This is a genomic window from Pseudarthrobacter sp. RHLT1-30-1, assembly GCF_059383415.1.
This window is the reverse complement of sequence record NZ_JBWZCG010000016.1, coordinates 59,468-72,961: the sequence shown is the minus strand read 5'-3', so window position 1 is coordinate 72,961 and position 13,494 is coordinate 59,468. Positions and strand designations below refer to the sequence as shown.

The following is a 13,494-nucleotide window of genomic DNA, read 5'->3' as shown; positions in this document are numbered from 1 at the left end:
CCGTGCGGGGCTTTCGGCTGTCAGGCTGCTCGGAAGTCGCGCCTAGATCCGGACCAGCATCTTGCCGGTGTTGGCGCCGTCCAGGAGGTCCATGAAGGCCTGCGGTGCGTTTTGAAGCCCGTCCACAATGGTCTCGTCGTAGCGCACGGTGCCGTCGGCGAGCCAGCCGGACATGGCCGCCACGAACTCGGCCCGGTACTGCCCGTATCCGCTGACCAGGAAGCCCTTAAGTGTCAGTTGTTTGCCGATGGCCAGTGCCAGGTTCCGCGGCGCCGCTGCGGGGGCGGTGGCGTTGTACTGGGAGATGGCGCCGCACATGGCCACCCGGCCTCCGACGGTGAGCGCCGACAGCGCAGCCTCGAGGTGTTCCCCGCCGACGTTGTCGAAGTAGACGTCAATCCCGCGTTCACCGGCGGCTTCGGCGAGCTGCCGGGCGACAGGGCCATCGTGGTAGTTGAACGCTGCGTCGAAACCGAGCTCCAGCAACCGCGCCACCTTTTCCGGCGAGCCCGCGCTGCCGATGACGCGGGACGCGCCCATGGCCTTGGCGATTTGTCCGACAAGCGAGCCGACGGCGCCTGCGGCGGCGGAGACGAAGACGACTTCTCCGGCCTGGAAGCCTGCCACCTTGAGCAGTCCGGCATAGGCTGTCAGCCCGGTCATGCCCAGTGCACCCAGGAATGCCCGCGCAGGGGCAAGGTCGGTCCGGGCGGGGGTGGTGGCACCGGCGTCGAGCACGGCATAATCGCGCCAGCCCAGGGCGTGGACGACGGCGTCGCCCACCTTGCGGTCGGCGGAACGGGACGCGATGACCTCGCCGACTGCACCGCCGTCGAGCGCGGCGTCCAGGGCGAACGGCGCCGAATAGGACTTCACGTCGTTCATCCGGCCGCGCATGTAGGGGTCCACCGAGATGAACTGGTTACGGACCAGGACCTGGCCGTCCTTGAGCTCAGGCAGAACCGTCTCGGCGAAGCGGAAGTTTTCCGGCACGGGGCGGCCGTTCGGACGGGACGCCAGCTGGATCTCGTGGCCGGTGGTGGGCAGCTTGGGCGTTTCGGTGGTGGGGCTCATGCGGCGACCTCCACGATGCTGATGTCGACGGTGATGTTGCCGCGGGTGGCGTTGGAGTAGGGGCAGACTTCGTGCGCCTTGGCTACGAGGGTCTCGGCCGTTTGCCGGTCAAGGGCGGGCAGGGCGATCTCAAGTTCCGCGGCGATGCCGAAGCCCGGCCCGCTGCTGAGGGAGCCAAGGTGGATCTTCGCGGCGACGGCGGAATCCGTCAGGTCCGCCTTCGCCTGACGGCCGACGAGCCGCAGGGCGGAGTGGAAGCAGGCCGCGTAGCCGGCCGCGAAGAGTTGCTCGGGGTTGGTGCCTTCGCCGTTGCCGCCCAGTTCCACGGGGCTGGCCAGGGCCACGTTGAGCTTGCCGTCCTTGGTGACCGCGGTGCCGTCGCGGCCATCGCCCGAGGCCAGCGCTTCAGCAGTGTAAAGGGTCTTCATGGGGAATCCGATCTGTTGTGGTTCGGTGGAAATCTGGTGACTGGCGGCGAACTCGCCGGAAGCCTGCGCAGGCGCTGTAACCTTCCGGCGCGCCGGGGCGCCTCCCTCGAGTTCGACGTCGGCGGTGTCCGCCACGGCGGCGCGCGGGCCTCAGCGGGGGCTGGACAGGGCGGCGGACAGCCGGCTCAGGGTCTCGCGGAGCTGGTCGAGCTCGGCGGGTGCGAGGCCGGCGGCGTCGGCGAGCCGCTGTGGGATGGCTGAGGCTTTGGCGCTCAGCGTGCTGCCCTCGTCGGTCAGGAAGATCTCGACCCGGCGTTCATCCTCGGCCGACCGCCGGCGTTCGACCAGGCCGAGGTGCTCGAGCCGCTTGAGCAGCGGGGAGAGCGTGCCGGAGTCGAGCCCCAGCTCCTCCCCCAGCTCGCGGACACTGCGCGGTTCCTCTTCCCAGAGCACCAGCATGACGAGGTACTGCGGGTAGGTCAGGCCGAGCTCGTCGAGCAACGGCCGGTACGCCTTGGTCGCGGCACGCGAGGCCGAGTACATCGCGAAGCACAGCTGCCGGTTCAGGCGGGGAGCATTGGTCATTCAAATACGATAGCCCACAATTAGATTGTGCACAACTCAATTGCTGCCAGGGGCTCCGCTGAGGTCCGAGTCTGCGCACCCGGGGCCCGGTGGTGCCGGGCGCCGGGCGCCGGGCACCCGGCGCCGAGGTCAGAGTTCGCGCCCATGTTGCACCCCGGGATGGGCACCAAGTCTCACCTCGGCGGTTCTGGGTGCGGGTGGGGGTGCGGGTGGGGGTGCGGGTGCGGGTGCACCTGGCACCGGGTGCCGGGTGCCGGGCGCCGAGCGCCGAGCGCCGAGTTCGCGCCCATGTTGCACCCCGGGATGGGCACCAATTCTCACCTCGGCGGTTCTGGGTGCGGGTGCGGGTGCGGGTGGGGGTGCGGGCGCCGGGTGCTTAGAGGTCGCGGAGGGTGCGCAGGGCTGCCGCGGTGAGAACCTTGACGCCCAGGCCCAGGGCGCGTTCGTCCAGGATGTAGTCGCCGCGGTGCAGGTCGTATTCCTCGCCGCCGGGCGTCTTGGTGCCGAGGCGCATCATGGCGCCCGGGAGGTCCGCGAGGAACCAGGCGAAGTCCTCGCCGCCCATGGACTGCGGCGTCAGGACCACGGCGCCTTCGCCGATCTCGGCGCGGGCCGCGGCTTCGATCAAGGCGGTCTCGTGCTCGGAGTTCACCACGGGAGGCACGCCGCGGGTGTGTTCGAGGTGGACATCGACGCCGTACGGGGCCGCGATCTGCTGCACGACCTCGTCAAGGATTTCGCCGGCGTCGTGCCAGGCGTCGCGGTCCAGGCAGCGCATGGTGCCGGCCATGTAGCCGCTGGCGGGGATCGCGTTGGGGGCGGAGCCGGCGGAGATCTGGCCCCAGACCACGGAGACGCCGCTGCGGACGTCAACGCGGCGGGAGAGCACGGCCGGAACATTGATGGCGATCTGGGCCAGGGCAAAGACGAGCTCTTCGGTCAGGTGCGGGCGGGAGGTGTGCCCGCCGCGGCCGGTCAGTTCGACCTTGATCGTGTCGGAGGCGGAGGTGATGGCGCCGATCCGGGTGCCGATCTTGCCGACCTCGATCCGGGGGTCGCAGTGCAGGGCGAAGATCCGCGGAACGCCGTCGAGGACGCCCTGTTCGATGCAGCTTTGCGCTCCGCCGGGCATGGTTTCCTCAGCCGGCTGGAAGATGATCCGCACGGTGCCGCCGAGCGGTGCCTCCGCATGCATCCGTTGCAGGATCAGGGCGGCGCCGAGCATGGTCACGGTGTGCACGTCGTGGCCGCAGGCGTGGGTGACGCCGTGGTTCTTCGAGGCGAAGGAGAGGCCCGTCTCCTCGATGATGGGCAGGGCGTCGATGTCGCCGCGCAGGGCGGTGGCGATCGGGCCCTCGCCGATGTCCACCGTGAGGCCGGTGCCTTCGAGGAGCCGGGGCTGGAGCCCTGCTTCCTCGAGGCGCTTGGCGAGCTTGTCCGTGGTGCGGAACTCCTTGAAGGACAGCTCCGGGTGTGCGTGCAGGTCCCGGCGGAAGGCGATCAGTTCCGGGAGCAGAGGCTCGAGCCACGGCCCCACCAAAGTGGTGGGCTCAGCTTCAGTAGAGTAATTGCGCACGGCCTAACTCTAGCGAGCGAACAAAGAATAGCGGCATCGCGTCCGGCGCGTTACGGCTTGGGAAACACTCGTGCCCGCCCGTGCGCGCGGCGGGATCGCCGCCGCCGATGGCCTCCCGCTGCCGCCGCCCGGAGCCACGGCGGGACTAGAGGACGTCCGTGTCGCCGCTGGCTTTGAGCGCGTCGACGGCCTGCTTCACGCGCTGCGAGTGTTCCTTGTGCATCACCAGCAAGGCATCCGGGGTGTCCACCACCACGACGTCCTTGATGCCGATCAGCGCGATCACCCGCTTGGTGTCGGAGACCACGACGCCGCTGGCATCTTCGGTGAAGACGCGGGCGCCCTCTCCGATCACGGTGACGTCCTTGACTTCCTTCGCGCTGTTGAGCCGGCCGACCGAGGCAAAGTCCCCGACGTCGTCCCAGCGGAAGGTTCCGGGTACGACGGCGACGTCGCCGGCGGCCGCGGCCGGTTCGGCCACAGCGTAGTCAATGGCAATCTTGGGCAGGGTGGGCCAGACGCGCGCCTTGACCTCTTCGCGCTGCGGGGTGTCCCAGGCCTTGGCGATTTCCTGCACTCCGGCGAAAAGCTCGGGCTGGTTGGCTTCGAGGTGCTTGAGCATCAGCGAGACGGGAGCCACGAACATCCCGGCATTCCAGACATATTCGCCGCTGTCGAGATACTCCTGGGCGACCTCTTCGCTGGGCTTCTCCACGAACTCGACGACGGTCTGTGCACTGGGGGCCCCGGCCACGCCGAGGTTCTTCCCGGACCGGATGTAGCCAAAACCGGTGGAGGGGTGCGTGGGCTTGATGCCGATCGTCACGATCTTCCCGGTCGCGGCAGCGTGGATGGCCTCCCGGACGGCCGCATGGAACAGTTCGTCAGGGCTGATCACCTGGTCCGCCGCGAAGGATCCCATGATGGTGTCCGGGTCGCGTTCGTGCAGGATCGCCGCGGCCAGGCCGATGGCGGCGCCGGAGTCCTTGGGCTCGCTCTCCAGCACCAGGTCGGCGTCGTCAATCTCCGGAAGCTGGCGGCAGACCGCGTCGCGGTGGGCCATTCCGGTCACCACCAGCATGTGCTTGCCGGCGAGCGGCTCGAGCCGGTCGTAGGTGGATCGCAGCAGGGTACTGCCCGAACCGGTGAGGTCGTGCAGGAACTTGGGGGCGGCAGCCCGCGACAGGGGCCAGAGGCGGGTCCCCACCCCGCCGGCCGGAATCACGGCAATAAATCGGCTCAGGGCCGAGTCTTGTAGTGAGTCCTGGCTTGTCGCTTCGTCGGTATTCATCACGGCCACTTTAGCTGAACGCGGTGCAAGGGGCCGTAATCCCGCAGTGGACACGGCACGGCACAGCCATCTGGGGCTCACTCCGGAGCTACCGGTAAGCAGTGCCGGGGGCCGCCCCGAGGCCACCCCGGTGCCGCGCCCCGCACCCCGGTACCCGCGAGAAATGTGGCGTTCGTCTCAAAACCGGCCTGAAACCGCGCCCGCGCCGTCACCAACGGGCGGCTAAATTGAATAAGCTGTGAGCGAAGCCTAGATTTAGGCTTGAGTTTATGAGTGCTCTCGCAGCAGGCGTTCCCCCCGCGTGGATCCCATGCCAGCGCCGCTGTGTTGCAGGGAGGTTTATTCAGTGCCGACAAAACCAGCTGGCACCTTGTACCGCGGCCGTGAAGGCATGTGGTCCTGGGTTGGACACCGCATTACCGGTGTAGTGATCTTTTTCTTCTTGTTGGTCCATGTGCTGGACACCTCACTGGTGCGTGTGTCCCCCGAGGCCTACACCGCCGTGATTGGTGCCTACAAGAATCCCCTGATGGCCCTGGGTGAAACGGGCCTTGTTGCAGCGATCGTGTTCCACGCCTTCAACGGCCTGCGGATCATCGCCGTCGACTTCTGGAAGAAGGGCGCGAAGTACCAGCGCCAGATGCTGTGGACGGTGCTCGTTCTCTGGGTAATCGTCATGGTGGGCTTCTCCATCCGCCACCTTTCCCTCGCCCTTGGAGGTCACTAGCCATGAGTGCAACTGAGATTCAGAGCCCGCGCAGTGCCGGCCCGAAGATCGGCAGCAACCGGATTGCCCCGCAGTACCGCCGCAACGGCAGTTCCAAGGGAAACTTCGAAATGCTCGCGTGGCTCTTCATGCGGCTTTCCGGCGTGGTCCTGGTTGTCCTGATCTTTGGACACCTGTTCGTCAACCTGCTGGTCGGCGAGGGCATCCACGCGATTGACTTCGGCTTCGTGGCCGGCAAGTGGGCCGACCCGTTCTGGCAGATCTGGGATCTGGCCATGCTGTGGCTCGCGATGCTGCACGGCACCAACGGTGTGCGCACCATCATCAACGACTACGCCGAAAAGGACGCGACGCGCCTGTGGCTGAAGATCGTGCTCTACGCAGCCACCACCGTCATCATCGTCCTCGGCACCCTGGTTATCTTCACCTTTGACCCGTGCCCCATCGTCAACGGTGTCCAGCTGGCCGGCGGCTTCTGCCCCGCGCCGTAGCGGCGCAGCCCCAGCGGCACCCGATCAGTGCCTGCCAGCGCAGGCACGGGATTTCCACGAGGTTTCACCGCGCCGGCTCCGCCGGCCGGTGTTGTTAGCGAATTTTGAGAGAAAGAGCGTCTGGTATGCAGGTCCATAAGTACGACGTCGTGATCGTCGGTGCCGGTGGCGCCGGGATGCGCGCGGCGATCGAATCAGGTCAGCGCGCCAAAACAGCAGTACTGACCAAGCTCTACCCCACCCGCTCCCACACCGGCGCGGCGCAGGGCGGCATGTGCGCAGCGCTGGCCAACGTCGAAGAGGACAACTGGGAGTGGCACACCTTCGACACCATCAAGGGCGGCGACTACCTGGTTGACCAGGACGCCGCCGAGGTCATGGCAAAGGAAGCGATCGACGCCGTCCTGGACCTGGAAAAGATGGGCCTGCCGTTCAACCGCACGCCCGAGGGCCGGATTGACCAGCGCCGCTTCGGTGGCCACACCCGCGACCACGGCAAGGCCCCGGTCCGCCGTGCGTGCTACGCCGCCGACCGCACCGGCCACATGATCCTCCAGACGCTGTACCAAAACTGCGTCAAGCACAACGTTGAGTTCTACAACGAGTACTACGTGCTGGACCTGCTGACCGTCGAGGAGGACGCTGTCCGCGAGGACGGCACGCCGTACAAGCAGAAGCGGGTTGCCGGTGTTGTGTCCTACGACCTCGCGTCCGGCGAGCTGCACGTCTTCCAGGCCAAGTCCGTGATCTTCGCCTCCGGCGGCGCCGGCAAGGTCTTCAAGACCACCTCCAACGCCCACACCCTCACCGGTGACGGCATGGGCATCGCGTTCCGCCGCGGCATCCCGCTGGAGGACATGGAATTCTTCCAGTTCCACCCGACAGGCCTCGCCGGCCTGGGCATCCTGCTCTCCGAGGCGGCCCGCGGCGAAGGCGCGATCCTGCGCAACTCCGAGGGTGAGCGCTTCATGGAGCGCTACGCCCCGACCATCAAGGACCTCGCCCCCCGCGACATCGTGGCCCGCTCGATGGCCAACGAAGTCCGTGAGGGACGCGGCTGCGGCCCGAACAAGGACTACGTCCTGCTGGACCTCACGCACCTTGAGCCGGCGCACATCGACGCCAAGCTGCCGGACATCACCGAGTTTGCCCGCACCTACCTGGGTGTCGAGCCGTACACGGAGCCGGTTCCGGTCTTCCCGACGGCGCACTACGCCATGGGCGGCATCCCCACCAACATCAGCGCCGAAGTGCTCCAGGACAACGACACCGTCATCCCGGGCCTCTACGCCGCCGGTGAGGTCGCCTGCGTTTCCGTGCACGGTTCCAACCGGTTGGGCACCAACTCGCTGCTGGACATCAACGTCTTCGGCAAGCGCGCCGGCATTGCCGCCGCGGAATACGCCAAGACCGCCGACTTCGTGGACCTCCCGGGCGACCCGGAGGCCTACACCCTGGACCTGCTGGACCACGTCCGCACCTCTGACGGCACCGAGAAGGTTGCTGCGATCCGCAAGGAACTGCAGGACACCATGGATGCCAACATGCAGGTGTTCCGCACCGCCGGCACGCTGAACCAGGTCCTGACGGACATCGCGTCCTTCGAGGAGCGGTACCAGCGGATCAGCGTCCAGGACAAGGGCAAGCGCTTCAACCTGGACCTGCTCGAGGCCGTGGAACTGGGCTTCCTGCTGGAGCTCGCCAAGGTCATGACCGTGGCGGCCCTGCACCGCGAGGAATCCCGCGGCGGGCACTTCCGCGAGGACTTCCCCGAGCGCGACGACGAAAAATTCATGAAGCACTCCATGGCGTACAAGGATGAGCATGCCCCGGCGGATGGTTCCGCGGAGGCCATTGCGGGCATCCGGCTTTCCACCAAACCGGTGGTCTTTACGCGTTACGAGCCGATGGTGAGGAAGTACTAAGATGACCGCCGAACTTGCTGAGCCAGCCTCCAAGATCGAACTGCCCGCCCACATCGGGGGCGGCGGGGAGATCCCGTCCTTCGACGTCCACCTGAAGGTGCGCCGCTACAACCCGGAGGTCTCCGACGAGTCCACCTGGGATGACTTCCACGTGACCATGTACGGCACCGACCGTGTCCTGGACGCCCTGCACAAGATCAAGTGGGAGATCGACGGCAGCGTCTCCTTCCGCCGGTCCTGCGCGCACGGCGTCTGTGGTTCCGATGCCATGCGCATCAACGGCCGCAACCGCCTCGCCTGCAAGACCCTGCTGAAGGACCTGGACACGTCCAAGCCCATCACGGTCGAGCCGATCAAGGGCCTTCCGGTGGAGAAGGACCTGATCGTGGACATGGAACCGTTCTTCCAGTCCTTCCGCGAAGTCATGCCGTTCCTGATCAACCGCGGCCACGAGCCCACCAAGGAACGCCTGCAGTCCGCCGAGGACCGCGAGCGGTTCGACGACACCACCAAGTGCATCCTCTGCGCCGCGTGCACCTCGTCCTGCCCGGTGTTCTGGACCGACGGCCAGTACTTCGGCCCGGCGGCCATCGTCAACGCGCACCGCTTCATCTTCGATTCCCGCGATGATGCAGGCGACATGCGCCTGGAAATCCTCAACGACAAGGAAGGCGTGTGGCGCTGCCGCACCACCTTCAACTGCACCGAGGCCTGCCCGCGCGGCATCCAGGTCACGCAGGCCATCGCCGAGGTCAAGCAGGCCATCCTGTCCCGCAAGATCTAGCGACAGGTTCACCGGAAAATTTGAGCCGGAACCTAAAGAGTTAGACCACAAAGAACGACGACGACGGCGCCTCTCACCTTTGGGTGGGGGCGCCGTCGTCGTCGGCCAAGAACAGCGAAGAGGTCCACGTGTCCCGCTCCGAAAAAGTCTCTTTCCAGGGTTCCACCGGCGAGATCCTCTCCGGCATCGTCGATGTCCCGGAGGGGCCCGTGAAGGGCTGGGGTGTGTTCTCGCACGGCTTCACGCTGGGCAAGGACAGCCCCTCGGCGTCGAGGATGTGCAAGGCGCTGGCGGACAGCGGCGTCGGCATGCTCCGCTTCGACAACCTGGGCCTGGGCGAATCCGCCGGGCACTGGTCGGAGGGCTCCTTCAGCCACAAGGTGGCGGACACCGTCAGGGCGGCCGAATTCATGCGCGAGTCCGGCCGGCCGGTCTCGCTGCTGGTGGGTCATTCCTTTGGCGGCGCCGCGGTGCTGGCGGCAGCACGGGAGATCCCGGAACTCGACGCCGTCGCCACCGTCGGCGCCCCGTTCTCGCCCAAGCATGTGGCGCACGTCTTTGACGCGGCACTGGACCGCATCCTCAGCGAGGGCAGCGCCGAAGTGGACCTGGGCGGCAAGCGCGTGGAGATCCGCCGGCATTTCGTGGAAGACCTGGAGAACGCCGACCTCACGGACTGCATCCGGCGGCTGGGCAAGCCGCTCCTGGTCCTCCACTCCCCCACCGACAACACCGTCGGAATCGAGAACGCCAGCACCATCTTTCAGACCGCACGGCATCCGCGCAGCTTCGTCTCCCTGGAGGGCAGCGACCATCTGCTGACCGCCAAGGGCCAGGCGGCGCGTGCCGCGAAGATTATTTCGGCGTGGGCCGACCAGTACCTCGACGCCACCGGGTAACCCCGGCCGCGCGGCCGCTCTCGCCCGCGTCCACCGGCGTCTTTCCCGGCTGGACCTGGCGGGGGCCCCAGCCGGTCTTCCTGGCCGCCGGCCCGTGCTTGAGGTCCTCCTCCCGGACCGCCGCCCAGGCGGCGCAGACCAGGTAGACCTGGCTGACCAGGTTGAACCAGATGAGCAAGCCGATGATGATTGCGAAGGGTGCCAGGATGGGGTTCTTTCCGGCGCTGGCCAGCAGTTGGGTGCTGAAAATCTGCAGCACCGTGGTGCCCACCGCGGCGAGCACGGTACCTTCCAGCAGTGAGCGCCGCGCCAGCTTCAGCCCGGCGGCGAACCGGAACATGATCACGGCGGTACCCCAGCCCAGCAGCAGCGGCACCAGGATCGTGACCGACGTGGTCAGCGGCCCGGCCAGCAGCGGATCAAGTTTCAGCAGGCCGGCCACCCAGTCAGCCGCGGTGCCGAACACCAGGGACGCTGCGGCACTGAGCACCAGGGCCGCTCCGAGGAGCAGCAGCGTGCCGGCATCGCGCAGGGTCTGCAGGATGGGATTTATGCCCCGCGGGCCGAGCCGCATCATGCCCCGTACACCGTCGCGGATGCCGCTGATCCAGCCCAGGGATGTCACCACCGTCACCACCGCGGCGATCAGGGCGGTCCAGCCGAGGCCGGTGGGGTTCAGCAGGTCCTGCGGATCGACCAGGCCCTCGCCGCCGTCGACCTTCAGGAGGCCGGGCGCCGTCGTGGCCACGCTCGTGATGATCTGGTCCAGCAGGGCAGGCTGCCCGCGCAGGATCAGGCCGGCCAGGGAGAATCCGGTGGCCAGCAGGCCCGTGACGGAGAAGAACATCCGGAACCCGATGCCGGCACTCAGCAGCGGGCCGTGCTGGCGCCCGTAGTGCTGGAACGCGCGCAACGGCCGGACGGTGTTGAGCCGGGCCAGCAGCCACTGCACCATCGCGAGCAGCGATGCCAGTCCCCCGCCCGAACGGCGGGACTTGCCCCAGTCAACCCGTTTCCGGATGACTTCCAGCTTCAGCCGGGCCAGTTCGGTGGGCAGCGGCGGCTCAGCGGGCGCCTGCTGCACCGTCCTCGCCTCGGTCGTGGTCAGGTTCGGTCCCAAAGTCCAGTTCTTCCCGTAGCTGCCAGATGCCATTGTCGTCGTGCTCGTAAAGACCCATGCTAGCCACCGGGAACGTGGCCCGGTAATCCTTGAGCACCGTTTCGGCCTCGTCGAGGCTTTCCGGAGCGACGTCGTGCGCGACGGTGACGTGCGGATGGTAGGCGAACGGCAGGTCCCGCTCCAGCGGCCCGGTCTGGAGCTGCCGGTGCAGGCTGACGCAGTCCCCGAAGCCGTCCTCCACGTTGAGGAACACCACCGGGGAGACCGGCCGGAAGGACCCGGTCCCGGCGATGGTCACATTGAAGGGCTCCTGCTTGCTGGCGATGTCACGCACGTGGTTGCGGGTCGCTTCCCAGTCCTGGGTCATCGTGGTGGTCACCAGCGTGATGTGGGCCGGGATGACGGAAGCCATGGGATCGCCGAACGAGGCACGCCAGCGCTGGAGCTCCTCGGCGACCTCCGCCGGGAACCCCAGGATCACGCCGATGCTGATGCCGTCGGTGCGCTGTCCGTTGCCCGGATCGGAGTCCGGAGCGGCGCTGACGACGGCACGCGCGGGGGCGCGTTTCGGCTTCTTCGCGGTGACTTTGCTGACGGCGGACATCGCGCTAACGGACTCCGTGGGTTCCGGCGTAGGGCAGGAAACCCACTTTGGCGTAGACGTCGCGCAGGGTGACCGAGGCGATCTCGCGGGCCTTGTCCGCGCCGAGTGCCAGCAGCCGGTCAAGCTCCGCGGGGTCGTTCAGCAGTTCGTTGGCCCGGTCCCGGATAGGGGTGAGACGATCCGCCACAACCTCGGCCAGGTCGACTTTGAGGTGGCCGTACATCTTGCCCTGGTACGCCGCGACGAGCGCCTCCACGCTCTGTCCGGTGATGGCCGAGTAGATGGTCAGCAGGTTGGAGACGCCGGGCTTGGCCTCCCGGTCGAAGCGGATCTCGGTCTCCGCGTCCGTCACGGCGGATTTGATCCGCTTGGCGATGACCTTCGGGTCGTCCAGGAGGTTGATCAGGCCCGCCGGTGATTCCGCCGACTTGGACATCTTGGCGGTGGGGTTCTGCAGGTCGTAGATCTTCGCGGATTCCTTCTGGATGAAGGGCGCCGGAACGTTGAAGGTCTCACCGAAGCGGGTGTTAAAGCGGTGGGCCAGATCGCGGCTGAGTTCCACGTGCTGGCGCTGGTCCTCGCCCACCGGCACGCCGTGCGGCTGGTAGAGGAGGATGTCCGCGGCCTGCAGCACCGGGTACGTGAAGAGGCCGACACTGGCCTGCTCCGATCCGTGCCTCGATGCCTTGTCCTTGAACTGGGTCATGCGGGAGGCCTCACCGAAGCCGGTGATGCAGTTCAGGACCCAGGCCAGCTGGGCGTGCTCGGGCACCTGGGACTGGACAAAGAGGGTGCACTTGTCCACGTCCACGCCGCCGGCGATGTACTGGGCGGCCGTGACGCGGGTGCGGTGGGCCAGCTCGGCCGGGTCCTGCGGGACGGTGATCGCGTGCAGGTCCGGGATGAAGAAGATCGCGTCGAACTCGTCCTGCATCTTGACCCAGTTCACCAGGGCGCCGAGGTAGTTTCCCAGGTGCAGGGAATCCGCGGAGGGCTGCATGCCGGAGAGGATGCGCTGCCGGACCCCGGATGCGGGGGCGACGAAGTCAGCGGCAGCGGTGGCGGTGCCGGCGGCTGCAACGGTTTCGGCGGCAGCGCCGTTGACGGGGGTCACAGTGGAAGGAGAGGTCATTCGTGGGAGCCTTAAGACTAGAGCTGGTAGTCCACTACCAGCGGGGCATGGTCGGAGAAGCGGGTGTCCCAGGACGGCGCCCGGTCAACAACGGCTGACACTGCGGAGGCAGCGAGAGCGGGCGTGGCCATGTGATAGTCAATGCGCCAGCCGGTGTCGTTGTCGAAGGCCTGTCCCCGTTGCGACCACCAAGTGTAGGGGCCGTCGACGGTACCCGCCAGGCCCCTGTGAACATCCTTCCAGCCGATCTCCTCGCCAAAGAAGCGGTCAAAGTACGCGCGCTCCTCCGGCAGGAAGCCGGCACGTTTGACGTTGCCCTTCCAGTTCCGAATGTCCAGCTCGGTGTGGCCGACGTTGAGGTCGCCCACCACCAGGGCGTGGTCGCTGTGCTTGGCCAGCCCGGGGAGCCGGTCGACCATCACGTCGAGGAACCGGAACTTGTCGTCCTGCTTCGGGGTGCCCGCCTCGCCGGAGTGCACGTAGGCGCTGGCCACGGTCAGCTGGGAAGCCTCGCCGGCGGCGTTGCGCACGATGTAGTCGGCCTCGACCCAGCGGCCCGCGGTCGCGAAATAGTCATCGCCAATGCCCACCCGGGTCTGCTGGGGTTCGGTGCGGGAGGCGATGGCAACTCCGGCCCGGCCCTTGGCCTCGGCTTCGGCGTGCAGGATGAACCAGCCTTCGCCGAGCAGCTGATGCACAATCGCGTCGGGCGCCCGGACTTCCTGCAGGCAGAGGATATCCACTTCGCGCGGCTCAAGCCATTCCGCCATACCGTTCCGGTAGGCGGCGCGCAGGCCGTTGACGTTGACTGATGCGATGCGAAGGTTGTCCTTCTTCAATGCCGAACTCACCCGATCC

Annotated in this window: 14 protein-coding genes; 5 read left to right on the top strand and 9 right to left on the bottom strand. The window is 67.2% G+C overall.

The window, feature by feature from the left end; all coding sequences use genetic code 11:
* Positions 1–42 precede the first annotated feature (42 nt).
* The 5 genes from AC50YM_RS12870 to AC50YM_RS12850 all read right to left on the bottom strand — a co-directional run bounded on the left by AC50YM_RS12870 (position 43) and on the right by AC50YM_RS12850 (position 4,954).
* The gene (locus AC50YM_RS12870) at positions 43–1,074 is read right to left on the bottom strand and encodes an NADP-dependent oxidoreductase (RefSeq protein WP_494957340.1); all 1,032 of its coding nucleotides are present in this window, start codon (positions 1,072–1,074) and stop codon (positions 43–45) included.
* Complete coding sequence (locus tag AC50YM_RS12865; RefSeq protein WP_494957370.1) at positions 1,071–1,502, bottom strand: organic hydroperoxide resistance protein; 432 nt, start codon at positions 1,500–1,502, stop codon at positions 1,071–1,073. Before AC50YM_RS12865 ends, AC50YM_RS12870 begins: the two co-directional genes overlap by 4 nt.
* Before the next feature lie 150 nt (positions 1,503–1,652).
* Positions 1,653–2,087 (bottom strand): MarR family winged helix-turn-helix transcriptional regulator, encoded by a 435-nt coding sequence (locus AC50YM_RS12860; RefSeq protein WP_494957339.1) that lies wholly within the window; start codon positions 2,085–2,087, stop codon positions 1,653–1,655.
* A gap of 376 nt (positions 2,088–2,463) precedes the next feature.
* Complete coding sequence (locus tag AC50YM_RS12855; RefSeq protein ID WP_494957338.1) at positions 2,464–3,663, bottom strand: amidohydrolase; 1,200 nt, start codon at positions 3,661–3,663, stop codon at positions 2,464–2,466.
* 145 nt (positions 3,664–3,808) lie between these two features.
* On the bottom strand, positions 3,809–4,954 hold the full coding sequence (locus tag AC50YM_RS12850; protein WP_494957337.1) for a mannose-1-phosphate guanylyltransferase: 1,146 nt from the start codon (positions 4,952–4,954) through the stop codon (positions 3,809–3,811).
* A 346-nt stretch (positions 4,955–5,300) separates the two neighbouring features.
* Here AC50YM_RS12850 and sdhC point away from each other — a divergent pair, with 346 nt between their 5' ends.
* The 5 genes from sdhC to AC50YM_RS12825 all read left to right on the top strand — a co-directional run bounded on the left by sdhC (position 5,301) and on the right by AC50YM_RS12825 (position 9,780).
* Positions 5,301–5,681 (top strand): succinate dehydrogenase, cytochrome b556 subunit, encoded by a 381-nt coding sequence (gene sdhC, locus AC50YM_RS12845; RefSeq protein ID WP_214840006.1) that lies wholly within the window; start codon positions 5,301–5,303, stop codon positions 5,679–5,681.
* 2 nt (positions 5,682–5,683) lie between these two features.
* Entirely contained in the window at positions 5,684–6,172 is a 489-nt protein-coding gene (locus tag AC50YM_RS12840; RefSeq protein ID WP_494957336.1) for a succinate dehydrogenase hydrophobic membrane anchor subunit, read from the top strand.
* A gap of 125 nt (positions 6,173–6,297) precedes the next feature.
* Positions 6,298–8,097, top strand: coding sequence for a succinate dehydrogenase flavoprotein subunit (gene sdhA, locus AC50YM_RS12835; protein ID WP_494957335.1), 1,800 nt, complete (start codon positions 6,298–6,300; stop codon positions 8,095–8,097).
* A gap of 1 nt (position 8,098) precedes the next feature.
* Positions 8,099–8,881: a succinate dehydrogenase iron-sulfur subunit gene (locus AC50YM_RS12830; protein ID WP_494957334.1), complete on the top strand. Its 783-nt coding sequence runs from the start codon at positions 8,099–8,101 to the stop codon at positions 8,879–8,881.
* A gap of 128 nt (positions 8,882–9,009) precedes the next feature.
* On the top strand, positions 9,010–9,780 hold the full coding sequence (locus AC50YM_RS12825) for an alpha/beta hydrolase family protein (protein WP_494957333.1): 771 nt from the start codon (positions 9,010–9,012) through the stop codon (positions 9,778–9,780).
* Here the strand turns inward: AC50YM_RS12825 and AC50YM_RS12820 are convergent.
* The 4 genes from AC50YM_RS12820 to AC50YM_RS12805 all read right to left on the bottom strand — a co-directional run bounded on the left by AC50YM_RS12820 (position 9,737) and on the right by AC50YM_RS12805 (position 13,487).
* Entirely contained in the window at positions 9,737–10,735 is a 999-nt protein-coding gene (locus tag AC50YM_RS12820) for a YihY/virulence factor BrkB family protein (RefSeq protein ID WP_494957369.1), read from the bottom strand. The genes AC50YM_RS12825 and AC50YM_RS12820 overlap by 44 nt on opposite strands.
* Positions 10,736–10,844: 109 nt before the next feature.
* On the bottom strand, positions 10,845–11,504 hold the full coding sequence (locus tag AC50YM_RS12815) for a 2'-5' RNA ligase family protein (protein WP_494957332.1): 660 nt from the start codon (positions 11,502–11,504) through the stop codon (positions 10,845–10,847).
* A 4-nt stretch (positions 11,505–11,508) separates the two neighbouring features.
* A complete protein-coding gene (gene trpS, locus AC50YM_RS12810) occupies positions 11,509–12,636 on the bottom strand; it encodes a tryptophan--tRNA ligase (RefSeq protein ID WP_494957331.1) in 1,128 nt (375 codons plus the stop codon).
* A gap of 17 nt (positions 12,637–12,653) precedes the next feature.
* Positions 12,654–13,487: an exodeoxyribonuclease III gene (locus AC50YM_RS12805; RefSeq protein WP_494957330.1), complete on the bottom strand. Its 834-nt coding sequence runs from the start codon at positions 13,485–13,487 to the stop codon at positions 12,654–12,656.
* Positions 13,488–13,494 lie beyond the last annotated feature (7 nt).

Bases quoted from the DNA above. Each gene is read 5' to 3' on its own strand.
- AC50YM_RS12870 (WP_494957340.1), bottom strand. From the start codon at position 1,074: ATGAGCCCCACCACCGAAACGCCCAAGCTGCCCACCACCGGCCACGAG.
- AC50YM_RS12865 (WP_494957370.1), bottom strand. From the start codon at position 1,502: ATGAAGACCCTTTACACTGCTGAAGCGCTGGCCTCGGGCGATGGCCGC.
- AC50YM_RS12860 (WP_494957339.1), bottom strand. From the start codon at position 2,087: ATGACCAATGCTCCCCGCCTGAACCGGCAGCTGTGCTTCGCGATGTAC.
- AC50YM_RS12850 (WP_494957337.1), bottom strand. From the start codon at position 4,954: ATGAATACCGACGAAGCGACAAGCCAGGACTCACTACAAGACTCGGCC.
- AC50YM_RS12840 (WP_494957336.1), top strand. From the start codon at position 5,684: ATGAGTGCAACTGAGATTCAGAGCCCGCGCAGTGCCGGCCCGAAGATC.
- sdhA (WP_494957335.1), top strand. From the start codon at position 6,298: ATGCAGGTCCATAAGTACGACGTCGTGATCGTCGGTGCCGGTGGCGCC.
- AC50YM_RS12830 (WP_494957334.1), top strand. From the start codon at position 8,099: ATGACCGCCGAACTTGCTGAGCCAGCCTCCAAGATCGAACTGCCCGCC.
- AC50YM_RS12820 (WP_494957369.1), bottom strand. From the start codon at position 10,735: ATGGTGCAGTGGCTGCTGGCCCGGCTCAACACCGTCCGGCCGTTGCGC.
- AC50YM_RS12815 (WP_494957332.1), bottom strand. From the start codon at position 11,504: ATGTCCGCCGTCAGCAAAGTCACCGCGAAGAAGCCGAAACGCGCCCCC.
- trpS (WP_494957331.1), bottom strand. From the start codon at position 12,636: ATGACCTCTCCTTCCACTGTGACCCCCGTCAACGGCGCTGCCGCCGAA.